Source organism: Bacillus sp. FSL K6-1338 (genome assembly GCF_038006965.1).
Taxonomy (GTDB): Bacteria; Bacillota; Bacilli; order Bacillales; family Bacillaceae_G; genus Bacillus_A; species Bacillus_A thuringiensis_S.
Genome location: NZ_JBBOWI010000001.1, coordinates 12,501 through 27,500 on the forward strand (window position 1 = coordinate 12,501; position 15,000 = coordinate 27,500).

Here is a 15,000-nt window from a genome sequence, read left to right on the forward strand (position 1 = left end):
AGGTAGGCGAGGAGAGAATCCTAAGGTGTGCGAGAGAACTCTGGTTAAGGAACTCGGCAAAATGACCCCGTAACTTCGGGAGAAGGGGTGCTTTCTTAACGGAAAGCCGCAGTGAATAGGCCCAAGCGACTGTTTAGCAAAAACACAGCTCTCTGCGAAGCCGTAAGGCGAAGTATAGGGGGTGACACCTGCCCGGTGCTGGAAGGTTAAGGAGAGGGGTTAGCGTAAGCGAAGCTCTGAACTGAAGCCCCAGTAAACGGCGGCCGTAACTATAACGGTCCTAAGGTAGCGAAATTCCTTGTCGGGTAAGTTCCGACCCGCACGAAAGGTGTAACGATTTGGGCACTGTCTCAACCAGAGACTCGGTGAAATTATAGTACCTGTGAAGATGCAGGTTACCCGCGACAGGACGGAAAGACCCCGTGGAGCTTTACTGTAGCCTGATATTGAATTTTGGTACAGTTTGTACAGGATAGGCGGGAGCCATTGAAACCGGAGCGCTAGCTTCGGTGGAGGCGCTGGTGGGATACCGCCCTGACTGTATTGAAATTCTAACCTACGGGTCTTATCGACCCGGGAGACAGTGTCAGGTGGGCAGTTTGACTGGGGCGGTCGCCTCCTAAAGTGTAACGGAGGCGCCCAAAGGTTCCCTCAGAATGGTTGGAAATCATTCGTAGAGTGCAAAGGCATAAGGGAGCTTGACTGCGAGACCTACAAGTCGAGCAGGGACGAAAGTCGGGCTTAGTGATCCGGTGGTTCCGCATGGAAGGGCCATCGCTCAACGGATAAAAGCTACCCCGGGGATAACAGGCTTATCTCCCCCAAGAGTCCACATCGACGGGGAGGTTTGGCACCTCGATGTCGGCTCATCGCATCCTGGGGCTGTAGTCGGTCCCAAGGGTTGGGCTGTTCGCCCATTAAAGCGGTACGCGAGCTGGGTTCAGAACGTCGTGAGACAGTTCGGTCCCTATCCGTCGTGGGCGTAGGAAATTTGAGAGGAGCTGTCCTTAGTACGAGAGGACCGGGATGGACGCACCGCTGGTGTACCAGTTGTTCTGCCAAGGGCATAGCTGGGTAGCTATGTGCGGAAGGGATAAGTGCTGAAAGCATCTAAGCATGAAGCCCCCCTCAAGATGAGATTTCCCATAGCGTAAGCTAGTAAGATCCCTGAAAGATGATCAGGTTGATAGGTTCGAGGTGGAAGCATGGTGACATGTGGAGCTGACGAATACTAATAGATCGAGGACTTAACCATATAATATGTAGCAAATGTTATCTAGTTTTGAAGGAATATGCCTTCAATAGTTTGGTGATGATGGCAGAGAGGTCACACCCGTTCCCATACCGAACACGGAAGTTAAGCTCTCTAGCGCCGATGGTAGTTGGGACCTTGTCCCTGTGAGAGTAGGACGTCGCCAAGCAACTAAAAACACAAGTCTTTTGACTTGTGTTTTTTTATTTCCCATGAAATAGGTTAGGTTCTGTTAGTAAAAATGATGAAATATAGTAAGGGATTTTTTGAGCAGAAATATTAAGAAATTGATAAATAAATGGATAATCTTCAGAGCCATAGCTTCCAAGTAAGTCATACCACCAATCTGTTTCATACCTAGAAATCATGCTTAAATTATAGAGCAATAAATAATGAACAAGGAGTTCAGGTAATACTGGCTTAGGATTTCTAGGATCAGTCGTAAGTGGTAAATAATAAGTATTAGTAAGATGTTCATAGTATAAAGGAGTACTGTACATAGGATTCCATGATTGAATGGGCGCCGTAAAAAGTAAATTCGATTCATTAGTTTTCTCAGGTACGTGTCGCATTGATAAATGCTTACAAGATGTTTCAATGTAGCGAGAAAATCTCTCTTTAGTCATATGTAATCGATCTAGTAGGTTGACTGAAAAGGAGAGCTCATTTTTAATTGTTGAATCGATTTTATATAAAGTTGATCCTTTTTGACTATAGCGAAACAAATTTTGTAATTCTGGAATATTTCCCATTAGTTCTAGCATGTTAAATTTTTCTGCTTCTAAGTGTTTCATGTGAAACAGTTGTTCTGCAACATGAGTAAACAATCCGTTTTTTTGTACCTTCACCTCATCTTCTAAAAATTGATACCCTTGTTTTTTTCGTTTGCGAGTTGTAACGCCATGAGCTAAAACAGTAGTGGATTCAGGATAGTTAGGATCAATGGTTAGTAGACATGCTTTAAAAAGTTGACTAATTCCATAAAATAACAACATTGGTTGAATAGAAAATGGAGCTTTCTTATATAATTCATAATAATTTTTCCCGTGTTCTAGGTAATAAATAAAGGGATAACAATTTTCAAAACTTTTTTTTTCGGCATCCTGAATAGAGGATTTTTCATAACAACGGGCAAGATAACGTTGTACGTTTTGAGATGAAAAAAAGAAACTTAACTGCTGCCAAGTATAAGATGTTTGATGCATATATTACGCTCCTTTTATTGTCTAAAAATTCTAACATATATATACGTCCTTGACAGTATTTTAACCAATTGATAAGCTACTAATAATAATTTCTGGTATCATAGGGGGAACAATTATGTGGGAATCTAAATTTGTTAAAGAAGGTTTGACTTTTGATGATGTATTACTTGTACCAGCTAGGTCAGATATATTACCAAGAGAAGTAAGTGTTAAAACAGTTTTATCTGAAAGCTTACAGCTAAACATCCCGTTAATTAGTGCAGGAATGGATACAGTAACAGAAGCTGACATGGCTATTGCAATGGCTCGCCAAGGTGGTTTAGGAATTATTCATAAGAATATGTCTATTGAGCAACAAGCAGAGCAAGTTGATAAAGTAAAGCGCTCTGAAAGCGGCGTTATTTCAGATCCTTTCTTCTTAACTCCAGAACATCAAGTATATGATGCAGAACATCTTATGGGAAAATATCGTATCTCAGGTGTACCGGTTGTAAATAATTTAGATGAGCGAAAATTAGTTGGTATTATTACAAACCGTGATATGCGTTTCATCCAAGACTACTCAATCAAAATTTCTGACGTAATGACAAAAGAACAGTTAATTACAGCTCCAGTTGGTACTACACTGGAAGAAGCTGAAAAGATCCTACAAAAGTATAAAATTGAAAAACTCCCTCTTGTTGATAATAACGGTGTATTACAAGGGCTTATTACAATAAAAGATATTGAAAAAGTAATTGAATTTCCAAACTCTGCTAAGGATAAGCAAGGACGCTTATTAGTTGGAGCAGCAGTTGGTGTAACAGCTGATGCTATGCTTCGTATAGATGCATTAGTAAAAGCTAGTGTAGATGCAATTGTACTTGATACAGCCCATGGGCATTCTAAAGGTGTTATTGATAAGGTAAAAGAAGTTCGTGCTAAATATCCATCATTAAATATCATCGCTGGAAATGTTGCTACAGCTGAAGCAACGAAAGCATTAATTGAAGCTGGTGCAAACGTAGTTAAAGTTGGTATTGGACCAGGTTCTATTTGTACAACACGCGTTGTAGCTGGTGTTGGTGTACCACAATTAACAGCAGTTTATGATTGTGCAACCGAAGCTCGTAAACACGGTATTCCAGTTATCGCTGATGGCGGTGTTAAGTACTCTGGTGATATGGTGAAAGCTTTAGCAGCAGGAGCACATGTTGTTATGCTAGGTAGTATGTTTGCTGGTGTTGCCGAAAGTCCTGGAGAAACTGAAATTTACCAAGGTCGTCAATTTAAAGTGTATCGTGGTATGGGTTCTGTCGGTGCGATGGAAAAAGGAAGTAAAGATCGTTACTTCCAAGAAGGAAATAAAAAACTTGTCCCAGAAGGTATCGAAGGACGAGTGCCATATAAAGGACCTTTAGCAGATACAGTTCACCAATTAGTTGGTGGCTTACGTGCGGGTATGGGATATTGCGGGGCACAGGATTTAGAATTCTTACGCGAGAATGCACAATTCATTCGTATGTCAGGTGCTGGCTTACGTGAAAGCCATCCTCATCACGTACAAATTACAAAAGAGGCTCCAAACTACTCATTATAATGTCTTATATACAAATAGACAGAGATTTGATATCTCTGTCTATTTTTTTTTGATTATGTTAGAATAACGGTTATGTGAGTACATAGATATTGGGGGTAACAAAAGTGAAAGGTATGTTTTGCAAAAGATTCATTGCTTTGGTAACAGTGATTACACTAGCTTGTAGCATTTTTATGCCATATAGCAATGCATCAGCTGAAACAGGAGCCGCTTTAAACATTGAAGCAGGTGCGGCAATTTTAGTAGAAGCGAATTCTGGGAAAATTGTATATCAAAAGAATGCAGATGAATTATTATCCATTGCTAGTATGACAAAGATGATGAGTGAATATTTAGTTCATGAAGCAGTGGATAAAGGAAAACTTAAGTGGGACCAGAAAATTAAGGTTTCTGAATATGCATATAAGGTTTCACAAGATGCTTCATTATCAAATGTTGCGTTAGAAAATGGTGGCTCTTATACAGTAAAAGAGTTATATGAGGCAATGGCAATCTTTTCTGCAAATGGTGCAACAATTGCATTAGCAGAAGCAATTGCAGGTAAAGAAGTAGATTTCGTAAAAATGATGAATGATAAATCGAAAGAACTAGGATTGAAAAATTATAAATTTGTCAATTCTACAGGTTTAACGAATAAAGATTTAAAGGGAATGCATCCTGAAGGAACAACAGCGGATGAAGAAAATAAAATGTCTGCAAAGGATGTTGCAACTTTAGCACAACATTTAATTAAAGATTATCCAAAAGTGTTAGATACAGCAAAAATTCCTAAAAAAGAATTCCGTCCAGAAAAAGAGAAGTTTGCAATGTCAAACTGGAACTGGATGTTAAAGGGCTTAGTTAAAGAATATGATGGCGTAGATGGTCTGAAAACAGGCTCAACTCCAGAAGCAGGAGATTGCTTCACTGGTACGGTTGAAAGAAACGGTATGCGTTTTATTTCTGTAGTTATTAAAACAAGTTCTCATACAGCACGTTTTGATGAAACAAAGAAGCTATATGATTATGGATTTGCTAACTTTGAAGTGAAACAAATGTATAAAAAAGGTTCTTCAGTAAAAGGACAAGAAACAGTAAGAGTAGAAAATGCGAAAGATAAAGATGTAGCAGTTCAAACGAAACAAGCTATTTCACTTCCAGTGCCAAAAGGAAGTAAAGATGTTTATAAAACAGAATTAAAAGAATCAAGTAAGGGACAAGAAGCACCTATTAAAAAGGGAGCTGCGCTTGGTCAAATGGTAATTACACCAAAAGATACAAACGACCCTGGATTTTTAACTGGTAAGTCGTTGCAAGTGGATCTTGTAACAACATCTGAAGTAGAAGAAGCAAACTGGTTTACTCGTGCTATGCGCGGAATTGGTTCATTCTTTAGTGGTATGTGGAATAGTGCTGTTGATACAGTAAAAGGTTGGTTTTAAAAGCTCCTCATGGTAGGGGCTTTTTTTTTATTCCTATTTTTCATACCGACTTTATGAAAAAGTAGTAGACAAGCATCTGATAGTTAGTGGTAGAATGTAAGAGTATTCTTAATTTTCGCCTTTAACGGGGGAAAGCAATTCACCTAGGGGGGTTTTTGTACATGACAAATGTAACAGGGACAGAGCGTGTAAAACGTGGAATGGCAGAAATGCAAAAAGGCGGCGTTATTATGGACGTAATTAACGCTGAACAAGCAAAAATTGCAGAAGAGGCAGGCGCAGTTGCCGTTATGGCATTAGAGCGTGTACCAGCAGACATTCGTGCAGCAGGTGGCGTTTCTCGTATGGCAGACCCAACAATCGTTGAAGAAGTTATGGGTGCAGTGTCAATTCCGGTTATGGCAAAATGCCGTATCGGTCACCTTGTAGAAGCACGTGTATTAGAATCATTAGGGGTAGACTATATCGATGAGAGTGAAGTATTAACTCCTGCTGATGAAGTATACCATTTAAATAAACGTGATTACACAGTTCCATTTGTATGTGGTTGCCGTGATATCGGAGAAGCTGCACGTCGTATTGCAGAAGGTGCATCTATGCTTCGTACAAAAGGTGAACCAGGAACAGGAAACATTGTAGAGGCAGTGCGTCATATGCGCCAAGTCAATGCAGAAATCCGTCAAGTTGCGAGTCTACGTGAAGATGAGTTAATGACATATGCAAAAAATACTGGTGCTCCTTACGAAGTATTACTTGAAATTAAACGCCTTGGTCGCTTACCAGTTGTAAACTTTGCGGCAGGTGGTGTAGCAACACCAGCAGATGCTGCATTAATGATGCAACTTGGTGCTGATGGGGTATTTGTTGGATCTGGTATCTTCAAATCAGAAAACCCAGAGAGATTTGCACGTGCAATCGTTGAAGCAACGACTCATTATGAAGATTACGAACTAATTGCAAGCCTTTCTAAAGGGTTAGGTAATGCAATGAAAGGTATCGAAATTTCAACGTTATTACCAGAACAACGCATGCAAGAGCGTGGATGGTAATTAAAGGAGAACTTTAAAATGGTGAAAATCGGTGTACTAGGTCTTCAAGGTGCAGTTCGTGAACATGTAAAATCAGTTGAAGCAAGTGGTGCCGAAGCTGTTGTTGTAAAGCGTATAGAGCAACTTGAAGAGATTGATGGTCTTATTTTACCAGGCGGTGAAAGTACAACAATGCGCCGTCTTATTGATAAGTATGCTTTCATGGAACCACTTCGCACATTTGCAAAGTCTGGTAAACCAATGTTTGGTACATGTGCAGGGATGATTCTTCTTGCGAAAACACTTATTGGCTATGAAGAAGCACATATTGGTGCTATGGATATTACAGTTGAGCGCAATGCGTTCGGACGCCAAAAGGATAGTTTTGAAGCTGCGCTTTCAATTGAAGGCGTGGGTGAAGACTTCGTTGGTGTATTTATCCGTGCGCCGTATGTTGTAGAAGTAGCTGATAATGTTGAAGTGCTTTCTAAGCATGGTGACCGAATGGTAGCGGTAAGACAAGATCAGTTTTTAGCTGCTTCATTCCATCCGGAATTAACAGATGATCATCGTGTCACAGCATACTTTGTTGAAATGGTAAAAGAAGCGAAAATGAAAAAAGTTGTATAAGTAACTTGCAACTTGTATAAGATTATAGTAAATTGATGGTAACAATTTTATAAAATAAGCGTGTTGATAGGAAATAGTAACAAATGTTGTTTCTTATAGAGAGTCGATGGTTGGTGGAAATCGATAGAAACAGTTTGTGAATCCATCCTGGAATGGAATGTGGAACATCTTTTGGATTAGTAAGCATTCCCGGTGAAGAGCCGTTATTTCTACTTGAGAGGAAAGCGGTAATGCTTTCAACTAGGGTGGCAACGCGGGTTAACTCCCGTCCCTTTATATAGGGACGGGAGTTTTTTGTGTTTTATAAAATAAAAGGAGGAGTATATAATGCTTGATATTAAATTTTTACGTACAAACTTTGAAGAAGTAAAAGCGAAATTACAGCATAGAGGTGAAGATCTAACTGATTTCGGACGTTTTGAAGAACTTGATACGAGAAGAAGAGAACTACTTGTTCAGACAGAAGAATTAAAAAGTAAACGTAATGAAGTGTCTCAACAAATCTCTGTATTAAAGCGCGAAAAGAAAGATGCAGAAGCTCTAATTTTAGAAATGCGTGAGGTTGGAGAAAAAGTAAAGGATTTTGATAACGAACTTCGCACAGTTGAAGAAGACTTAGAAAGATTAATGTTATCTATTCCAAATATCCCTCATGAGTCTGCTCCAGTCGGTGAAACAGAGGATGATAATGTAGTAGCGCGTACTTGGGGAGAAGTGAAAGAATTTACTTTTGAACCAAAACCACATTGGGATCTTGCTACTGATTTAGGAATTTTAGATTTTGAACGCGCTGGGAAAGTAACAGGAAGCCGCTTCGTATTTTACAAAGGTGCTGGTGCAAGATTAGAGCGTGCTTTAATTAGCTTTATGCTTGATCTTCATACTGATGAGCATGGATATGAAGAAGTATTACCTCCATATATGGTAAACCGTGCAAGTATGACAGGAACAGGACAACTTCCAAAGTTTGAAGAAGATGCATTCCGTATTGAAAGTGAAGATTATTTCTTAATTCCAACAGCTGAAGTACCTGTAACGAATATGCATCGTGATGAGATTTTAAATAAAGAGCAATTGCCTATAAGATATGCTGCATTTAGCTCTTGCTTCCGCTCTGAAGCAGGTTCAGCTGGTCGCGATACACGCGGTTTAATTCGCCAGCATCAGTTCAATAAAGTAGAGCTTGTGAAGTTCGTAAAACCAGAAGATTCTTATGAAGAGTTAGAAAAATTAACAAATGATGCAGAACGCGTGTTACAATTATTAGAGTTGCCATATCGCGTTATGAGCATGTGCACAGGCGATTTAGGATTTACAGCAGCGAAGAAATACGATATTGAAGTATGGATTCCAAGCTATGGCACATATCGTGAAATTTCTTCTTGTAGTAATTTTGAAGCTTTCCAAGCGAGACGTGCAAATATCCGTTTCCGCCGTGAGCCAAATGGAAAACCAGAACATGTCCATACATTAAATGGATCTGGTCTTGCAATTGGACGTACGGTTGCAGCTATTTTAGAAAACTACCAACAAGAAGATGGTACAATTATAATTCCAGAAGTTCTTCGCCCTTATATGGGAGGAAAAACAGTTATTAAGTAAATTTAAACATTCATCGGTATGAGTGATTGGTAATTATGAGCGTTGTCAGTACTGTAATGTAGGAAGGGGAAAGTAAAATTTTCCTTTCCTCATAATTTATTTTAGTAGGGTTGACTAACTGTTTTTCTTTTGATATTATATTTGATGTCAATATGGAGGTATACCCAAGTCTGGCTGAAGGGATCGGTCTTGAAAACCGACAGGCGGCGAGAGTCGCGCGGGGGTTCGAATCCCTCTACCTCCTCCAGATATAATTGACAACAGCGCATATAAGTGGAGATTGGAGAACTCGTTACCAACACGTAACGAGTTTTTATTTTAAAACCAATCATAAAGTATGGTGTAAGGTAATTTTGTCCTTATTACACACTCATATTCCGATGATTATCTTCATAGATATGAAAGGAGTCAACATGGATCTTATTATACAAACGTTTCCTTTAGATGGAAAAACTTTATATTATGTACAATGTCCTGTCTGTAAGAACAATAGAATTTTAAACAGTGGTGCAAATGTGTCACGCATTATAAGCGATGATACATTCCGTAAACTTTGTGGTTGCACTTGTGATGTAAAGCAAGCTGAGACAAAAGTAGAGGCACCAAAAAAGGTTGAAAAACCAGCTGTAAAGAAAGAGGCAGCTCCAAAACGTACAGGTAAAGTATTAACGGCAGTAATTAACGGGAAAGAAATGACTGTTAAAGAGATTGCTGAAGCATACGATATTAGTACAAGTACTGTTCGTCAGCGTATTAACGCAGGAAAACCTGAGAGTGAAATTATTGCTCCAACAAAGAAGAAGTAATTTAATAGGAAAACCCGTGCATATGCACGGGTTTTTTATTTTACAAGTTTACGTGTTTGTTTTAAAAAATGGCTAATTTTTTTAATGATTGGTTCGATTGAATCACCATCTTTTAAAATATCGTACTCATTAATATTTAAGCGTAATACAGGACATGAATTAAAGTTGTTAATCCAGTTTTCATAACGTCCATGCATTTCTTTCCAGTACTCAATTGGTGTTTGCTGTTCCATTGGGCGCCCACGTTCTTGAATGCGATCGACAATATCATCGAAAGAACCTTCTAAGTAAATTAATAAGTCTGGATGAGGGAAGTAAGGAGTCATGACCATAGCGTCAAATAAACCTTTGTATGTTTCATAATCAGTTTCCGTCATTGTACCTTTTTCATGATGCATCTTTGCGAAAATTCCAGTGTCTTCGTAAATGGAACGATCTTGAACAAAACCGCCACCATATTCAAAAATTCTTTTTTGTTCCTTAAATCGTTCTGCTAAAAAGTACACTTGTAGGTGGAAGCTCCAGCGAGTGAAGTCCGCATAGAATTTGTCCAAATATGGATTGGAATCTACTTTTTCAAATGATGTGCGATAACCTAAAGCATTAGCTAATGCAGTTGTCATAGTTGATTTACCCACACCTACCGTTCCGGCGATAGTGATTACTGCATCATTGGGTATATCATATTTTTGCCTTAAATTCATTATTATTTCGACTCCTTTAAGAGAGTATTTTGAAGGGCAGATAGGATGACGTTTAAATCATCAGGATTTTTTACAAAATCCATATCGTCTCCATTAAATTTCAATACTGGTATCTCCGGATGATCTTTTCTAAAAGTATCCATTGCTGTTTCATAATCTTTTGTGAGCTGTAGTAAGTAATTTGGATCCATGTTTTTTTCAAATTCTCTTCCGCGCAAGGCGATTCGTTTTTGCAATGTTTCTAGGTTAGCTGTTAAATAAACAATGACATTTGGCACAGGCATATCTTGTGTAAGGATACGATAAATTTGCATGTACTTGTCATATTGAGAGTCTTTTAATGTGCGGGATGCAAAAATTAAATTTTTAAAGATATGGTAATCTGCTACTACTGGTTTCCTTTGATTCAAATACTTTATGTTAATATCTTCTAATTGTTTGTATCTATTACAAAGAAAGAACATCTCTGTTTGAAAACTCCATTCGTCGATGTCTTCATAAAACTTTCCTAAAAAGGGATTTTCATCAACAATCTCTTTTAGTAAGTGGAGTTGCATGTGAGTTGAAATTTCCTTCGCAAGTGAAGTTTTTCCAACACCAATTGGTCCTTCAACCGTGATAAATGGTACTCCGGTCACGCTGTTTCCTCCTTTCAATCAGTGATTTACCGTGACTACTAAAAACACAAAACAGAATTATTGTAGCACAAGAGGGAAGCGAGTGGGTTAATTTGATATAAAAAGTTAGAAAATAGATATATGTATTAATTAAATTTTATTTTGGATGACGATGTTATATTTGCTTTCAATGTAGTTTCCATTATTTTTAAAGCATGTATATTATCTTGGTCGTTGTTAGAGGCGATACAATCCTGTGGTACATACAATTTATAATTTCTCATATGAGCATCATTAGCTGTAAATAGGATGCATATATTCCCGGCAACTCCTGTTAATATTAGATTTTCTATTTTTAAATAACCTAGTAATGAATTTAAAGGTGTTTCATAAAAAGCGGAATAATGTGGTTTAATAAAAATGTAATCATCAGAACTTGGAGCAATCTTATGAATTATATTTTCACTATATTTATTTGTACAATGAGTAATAAGTTGGTCGATATCAGATCTCCAAAGTTGATAATGGTCATTAACGTAAATTATAGGATAGCCGAAGGATTTCATTTTTTTCTTTAATTGTAAAATAGGGTTTGTTATAGTTTCGCATTTTTGAGCTAGAATGGGTCCGTGGGAAAATTGAAAATCATTAATCATATCGATAATGAGCAAGGCGGTATTTTTCATATGTAATCCCTCTCTTTTTCTTTTAGGGTGGATTGAATTTGTAAAAGTTATCCCCTGTGCAGTAAATGGAAATAAGTGTACTTTATTTGTAATGAAAGGACTATGTTATGGAACAAGATCGAGATATTTATTTTATGCAATTAGCGATAGAAGAAGCTAAAAAGGCGGAGGAAATGCAGGAAGTACCAATTGGAGCAGTTATAGTGTTAGATGGTGAGGTAATTAGTGTTGCTCATAATTTAAGGGAAACTGAGCAAAGATCAATAGCTCATGCTGAGTTGCTAGCGATAGATGAGGCGTGTAAAAAATTAGGGACATGGCGTTTAGAAGATGCAACATTGTATGTAACATTAGAACCTTGTCCAATGTGTGCGGGTGGAATTGTTTTATCGCGAGTGAAGCGAGTTGTATATGGTGCAAGTGATCCGAAGGGCGGATGTGCAGGGACATTGATGAATCTTTTAACGGATGAACGATTCAATCATCAATGTGAAGTAGTAACTGGTGTACTTGAGGAAGAATGCGGTACGTTGTTAACAAACTTTTTTAGGGAGCTTCGTAAAAAAAGAAAAGCGATAAAAAAATTGGAGAAAAGCAATGGGAACTAACGTATTTGCATTTTATAAAGAAACAAGTTATACTGATAATGCCTTTAATGAAGGCAACCGAATATTGGTTTTAACTTTGCCGTGCTAAGCGGGGAGGTAGCGGTGCCCTATACTCGCAATCCGCTCTAGCGAGGCCGAATCCCCTCTCGAGGTTATGTTGCTGTAAGGTCTGCCTTAAGTAAGTGGTGTTGACGTTTGGGTCCTGCGCAACGGGACCCCGTGAACCTTGTCAGGTCCGGAAGGAAGCAGCAATAAGCGGGTCTTCTCGTGTGCCGCAGGAGTGCCTGAACCGAGCTAACTGCTTGAGTAACGCTTATGGTACGTAATCGACGGAGGGTGCACGGCAGTTATATATGTATACAAAACTCACCTTAATACAAAGGTGAGTTTTTTGTATAGAAAATAACTTTTGGAATCTATAAACAGAATGGGTTATAATAAATGAGATAATAACCTTTGAGGGAGGCCGTATTTTCGTGTCATACCAAGCGTTATACCGAACATGGAGACCGCAAAAGTTCGAAGATGTAGTCGGTCAAAAGCACGTGACAAAAACGTTGCAAAATGCCCTTCTTCAAGAGAAAGTTTCACATGCTTATTTATTTTCTGGTCCGAGGGGAACAGGAAAAACGACAATTGCAAAAGTATTTGCAAAAGCAATTAACTGTGAACATGCTCCGGTAGCTGAACCTTGTAATGAATGTCCTTCTTGTTTAGGAATTACACAAGGATCCATTTCAGATGTATTAGAAATTGATGCGGCTTCAAATAACGGTGTAGATGAAATTCGAGATATTAGAGATAAAGTAAAATATGCTCCAAGTGCTGTAGAATATAAAGTATACATTATTGATGAAGTTCACATGCTTTCTATGGGTGCATTCAATGCGCTTTTAAAAACCTTAGAAGAGCCGCCAGGACATGTTATCTTTATTTTGGCGACAACAGAACCTCATAAGATCCCGCCTACAATTATTTCGCGTTGTCAGCGTTTTGAATTCCGAAAAATATCAGTGAATGATATTGTTGAGAGATTATCAACAGTCGTGACGAATGAAGGTACGCAAGTGGAAGATGAAGCATTACAAATTGTTGCACGTGCTGCTGAAGGTGGTATGCGTGACGCGCTTAGTCTTATTGATCAGGCTATATCTTATAGTGATGAGATTGTTACGACAGAAGATGTATTGGCGGTAACAGGATCTGTTTCTCAGCAATACTTAGGCAATTTAGTAGAATGCATACGTGAAAATGATGTATCAAGAGCATTACAGATCATAGATGAAATGATGAGTAAAGGGAAGGATCCAGTTCGTTTTATGGAGGATTTCATTTACTATTATCGTGATATGCTTTTATATCAAACTTCACCGCAACTAGAACATATGTTGGAACGAGTAATTGTAGATGATCAATTCCGTAAGTTGAGTGAAGAAATGCAACCGGAAGTGATCTATGAGATTATTCATACCCTTAGTAAGGGACAACAGGAAATGAAGTGGACAAATCATCCGCGTATTTTCTTAGAAGTTGTTATGGTGCAGTTGTGTCAACAGTTTATGATGCAAGCAAACGGTACGGATCGTTTGCAAGCAATTATGAACAGGATGCAGCAATTGGAGAAAGAGTTAGAGCAAGTCAAAAAGAACGGTGTGCCAGCTGGTGTACAACAGGAAGTAAGAGAGACACGTGCAACACCAAAAACCGTACGAACAGGAAGTATGAAGATTCCTATCGGGCGTGTAAATGAAGTATTAAAACAAGCGAAGCGTCAAGATTTAGAACAATTAAAAGCTGTATGGGGTGAGTTGTTAGGAAGACTCAAATCATATAACAAAGTAGCGTTTGCTGTTTTACTAGAAAATAGTGAACCAGTGGCAGCTTCAGATGACACTTACGTTTTAGCATTTCAATATGAGATTCACTGTAAAATGGCGAGCGAAAATCGAGAAGCTATGGATACAGTAGAACAAGCTTTATTTGAATTGCTAAGTAAAAGGTTAAATATGATTGCCATTCCAAAAAGTGAGTGGGGTAAAATCCGTGAAGACTTTTTACAACGTGAAGGTGGAGAGTCTGAAGAAAGCCCGGAGAAAAAGGAAGACCCTCTTATAGAAGAGGCAGTGAAATTAGTAGGACAAGAACTCATTGAAATAAAAGAGTAATAATAATTAGGAGGAATTAATTATGATGCGTGGCGGAATGGGAAATATGAATAACATGATGAAACAAATGCAAAAGATGCAAAAAGACATGGCGAAAGCACAAGAAGAGCTTGGTGAAAAAACAGTTGAAGGTACAGCTGGCGGCGGAATGATTACAGTTATTGCAAATGGTCACAAGCAAATTCTTGAAGTGAAGATTAAAGAAGAAGTTGTAGATCCAGAAGATATCGAAATGTTACAAGACTTAGTGTTAGCTGCAACAAATGATGCACTTAAAAAGGCCGATGAGCTATCAAACTCTACAATGGGTAAATTTACAAAAGGCTTAAACTTACCAGGTGGAATGTTCTAGGGGGATATTGATACATGCATTATCCAGAGCCAATATCAAAACTAATCGATAGTTTTATGAAGTTGCCAGGTATCGGACCGAAAACAGCGGTTCGATTGGCATTTTTCGTATTAGATATGAAAGAAGATGATGTGTTAGGTTTTGCGAAAGCACTTGTAAATGCGAAGCGAGATTTAGCGTATTGTTCTGTATGTGGACATATTACTGATCGTGATCCTTGTTATATTTGTAATGATTCGCATCGAGATCAATCAGTTGTTTGTGTCGTGCAAGAACCGAAAGATGTAATCGCGATGGAAAAAATGAAAGAGTATCAAGGTGTATATCATGTGTTACGTGGTGCGA

At 38.4% G+C, this 15,000-nt stretch carries 14 protein-coding genes, 1 tRNA gene, 2 rRNA genes, 1 other RNA gene and 1 other annotated feature (2 of these 19 running past the window's edge); of the genes, 14 read left to right on the top strand and 4 right to left on the bottom strand.

Translation table 11 applies throughout. From position 1 onward, the window contains the following. Together NZ044_RS00050 and rrf are read left to right on the top strand one after the other, a co-directional pair. Positions 1–1,255 (top strand): 23S ribosomal RNA (locus tag NZ044_RS00050); it begins 1,667 nt to the left of the window's first position. A gap of 50 nt (positions 1,256–1,305) precedes the next feature. Continuing rightward, a 5S ribosomal RNA gene (gene rrf, locus NZ044_RS00055) occupies positions 1,306–1,421 on the top strand. Positions 1,422–1,455: 34 nt separating this feature from the next. Here rrf and NZ044_RS00060 read toward each other — a convergent pair. Beyond that, positions 1,456–2,457 (bottom strand): YaaC family protein, encoded by a 1,002-nt coding sequence (locus tag NZ044_RS00060; RefSeq protein WP_086402548.1) that lies wholly within the window; start codon positions 2,455–2,457, stop codon positions 1,456–1,458. 115 nt (positions 2,458–2,572) lie between these two features. Here NZ044_RS00060 and guaB point away from each other — a divergent pair, with 115 nt between their 5' ends. The 7 genes from guaB (at position 2,573) to NZ044_RS00095 (ending at position 9,523) form a co-directional block, all read left to right on the top strand. Continuing rightward, positions 2,573–4,036 (top strand): IMP dehydrogenase, encoded by a 1,464-nt coding sequence (guaB, locus tag NZ044_RS00065; RefSeq protein ID WP_000264089.1) that lies wholly within the window; start codon positions 2,573–2,575, stop codon positions 4,034–4,036. Positions 4,037–4,149: 113 nt separating this feature from the next. Then, on the top strand, positions 4,150–5,457 hold the full coding sequence (gene dacA, locus NZ044_RS00070; RefSeq protein WP_127057751.1) for a D-alanyl-D-alanine carboxypeptidase DacA: 1,308 nt from the start codon (positions 4,150–4,152) through the stop codon (positions 5,455–5,457). Between the two features lie 161 nt (positions 5,458–5,618). Continuing rightward, on the top strand, positions 5,619–6,506 hold the full coding sequence (gene pdxS, locus NZ044_RS00075; RefSeq protein WP_000186158.1) for a pyridoxal 5'-phosphate synthase lyase subunit PdxS: 888 nt from the start codon (positions 5,619–5,621) through the stop codon (positions 6,504–6,506). 18 nt (positions 6,507–6,524) lie between these two features. Then, positions 6,525–7,115: a pyridoxal 5'-phosphate synthase glutaminase subunit PdxT gene (pdxT, locus tag NZ044_RS00080; RefSeq protein WP_000238785.1), complete on the top strand. Its 591-nt coding sequence runs from the start codon at positions 6,525–6,527 to the stop codon at positions 7,113–7,115. Between the two features lie 54 nt (positions 7,116–7,169). Further along, positions 7,170–7,391: a binding site (T-box leader), on the top strand. Positions 7,392–7,442: 51 nt separating this feature from the next. Beyond that, complete coding sequence (serS, locus tag NZ044_RS00085; RefSeq protein ID WP_000884174.1) at positions 7,443–8,717, top strand: serine--tRNA ligase; 1,275 nt, start codon at positions 7,443–7,445, stop codon at positions 8,715–8,717. Between the two features lie 154 nt (positions 8,718–8,871). Continuing rightward, positions 8,872–8,964 (top strand) — tRNA-Ser (locus tag NZ044_RS00090). A gap of 166 nt (positions 8,965–9,130) precedes the next feature. After that, positions 9,131–9,523, top strand: coding sequence for a DUF3797 domain-containing protein (locus NZ044_RS00095; RefSeq protein WP_000364195.1), 393 nt, complete (start codon positions 9,131–9,133; stop codon positions 9,521–9,523). A gap of 35 nt (positions 9,524–9,558) precedes the next feature. Here NZ044_RS00095 and NZ044_RS00100 read toward each other — a convergent pair whose 3' ends face one another. The 3 genes from NZ044_RS00100 to NZ044_RS00110 all read right to left on the bottom strand — a co-directional run bounded on the left by NZ044_RS00100 (position 9,559) and on the right by NZ044_RS00110 (position 11,530). Next, a complete protein-coding gene (locus tag NZ044_RS00100; protein WP_118961987.1) occupies positions 9,559–10,227 on the bottom strand; it encodes a deoxynucleoside kinase in 669 nt (222 codons plus the stop codon). A gap of 2 nt (positions 10,228–10,229) precedes the next feature. Beyond that, complete coding sequence (locus NZ044_RS00105; protein ID WP_086402551.1) at positions 10,230–10,865, bottom strand: deoxynucleoside kinase; 636 nt, start codon at positions 10,863–10,865, stop codon at positions 10,230–10,232. 125 nt (positions 10,866–10,990) lie between these two features. Beyond that, positions 10,991–11,530: an isochorismatase family cysteine hydrolase gene (locus tag NZ044_RS00110; RefSeq protein ID WP_000798738.1), complete on the bottom strand. Its 540-nt coding sequence runs from the start codon at positions 11,528–11,530 to the stop codon at positions 10,991–10,993. Positions 11,531–11,637: 107 nt separating this feature from the next. Between NZ044_RS00110 and tadA the strand changes: the two genes are divergently transcribed. From tadA to recR, 5 genes are all read left to right on the top strand, one after another. Beyond that, entirely contained in the window at positions 11,638–12,138 is a 501-nt protein-coding gene (gene tadA / locus NZ044_RS00115; RefSeq protein ID WP_000434341.1) for a tRNA adenosine(34) deaminase TadA, read from the top strand. Positions 12,139–12,217: 79 nt separating this feature from the next. Beyond that, positions 12,218–12,482: signal recognition particle sRNA large type (gene ffs, locus NZ044_RS00120), an RNA gene on the top strand. 132 nt (positions 12,483–12,614) lie between these two features. Continuing rightward, positions 12,615–14,303, top strand: coding sequence for a DNA polymerase III subunit gamma/tau (dnaX, locus tag NZ044_RS00125; RefSeq protein WP_086402552.1), 1,689 nt, complete (start codon positions 12,615–12,617; stop codon positions 14,301–14,303). Between the two features lie 25 nt (positions 14,304–14,328). Beyond that, positions 14,329–14,655 (top strand): YbaB/EbfC family nucleoid-associated protein, encoded by a 327-nt coding sequence (locus NZ044_RS00130; RefSeq protein ID WP_014894853.1) that lies wholly within the window; start codon positions 14,329–14,331, stop codon positions 14,653–14,655. Between the two features lie 14 nt (positions 14,656–14,669). Beyond that, positions 14,670–15,000, top strand: partial view of a recombination protein RecR gene (gene recR / locus NZ044_RS00135; RefSeq protein WP_000559169.1) — the 5' portion only. Its footprint extends 266 nt past the window's final position; the window shows 331 of its 597 coding nt (coding positions 1–331); the start codon lies at positions 14,670–14,672; its stop codon lies beyond the right edge, outside the window.

Excerpts from the sequence above, each read along its gene's own strand:
- NZ044_RS00060 (WP_086402548.1), bottom strand. The coding sequence starts at position 2,457 with ATGCATCAAACATCTTATACTTGGCAGCAGTTAAGTTTCTTTTTTTCA.
- guaB (WP_000264089.1), top strand. The coding sequence starts at position 2,573 with ATGTGGGAATCTAAATTTGTTAAAGAAGGTTTGACTTTTGATGATGTA.
- dacA (WP_127057751.1), top strand. The coding sequence starts at position 4,150 with ATGTTTTGCAAAAGATTCATTGCTTTGGTAACAGTGATTACACTAGCT.
- pdxS (WP_000186158.1), top strand. The coding sequence starts at position 5,619 with ATGACAAATGTAACAGGGACAGAGCGTGTAAAACGTGGAATGGCAGAA.
- pdxT (WP_000238785.1), top strand. The coding sequence starts at position 6,525 with ATGGTGAAAATCGGTGTACTAGGTCTTCAAGGTGCAGTTCGTGAACAT.
- serS (WP_000884174.1), top strand. The coding sequence starts at position 7,443 with ATGCTTGATATTAAATTTTTACGTACAAACTTTGAAGAAGTAAAAGCG.
- NZ044_RS00095 (WP_000364195.1), top strand. The coding sequence starts at position 9,131 with ATGGATCTTATTATACAAACGTTTCCTTTAGATGGAAAAACTTTATAT.
- NZ044_RS00100 (WP_118961987.1), bottom strand. The coding sequence starts at position 10,227 with ATGAATTTAAGGCAAAAATATGATATACCCAATGATGCAGTAATCACT.
- NZ044_RS00110 (WP_000798738.1), bottom strand. The coding sequence starts at position 11,530 with ATGAAAAATACCGCCTTGCTCATTATCGATATGATTAATGATTTTCAA.
- tadA (WP_000434341.1), top strand. The coding sequence starts at position 11,638 with ATGGAACAAGATCGAGATATTTATTTTATGCAATTAGCGATAGAAGAA.
- NZ044_RS00130 (WP_014894853.1), top strand. The coding sequence starts at position 14,329 with ATGCGTGGCGGAATGGGAAATATGAATAACATGATGAAACAAATGCAA.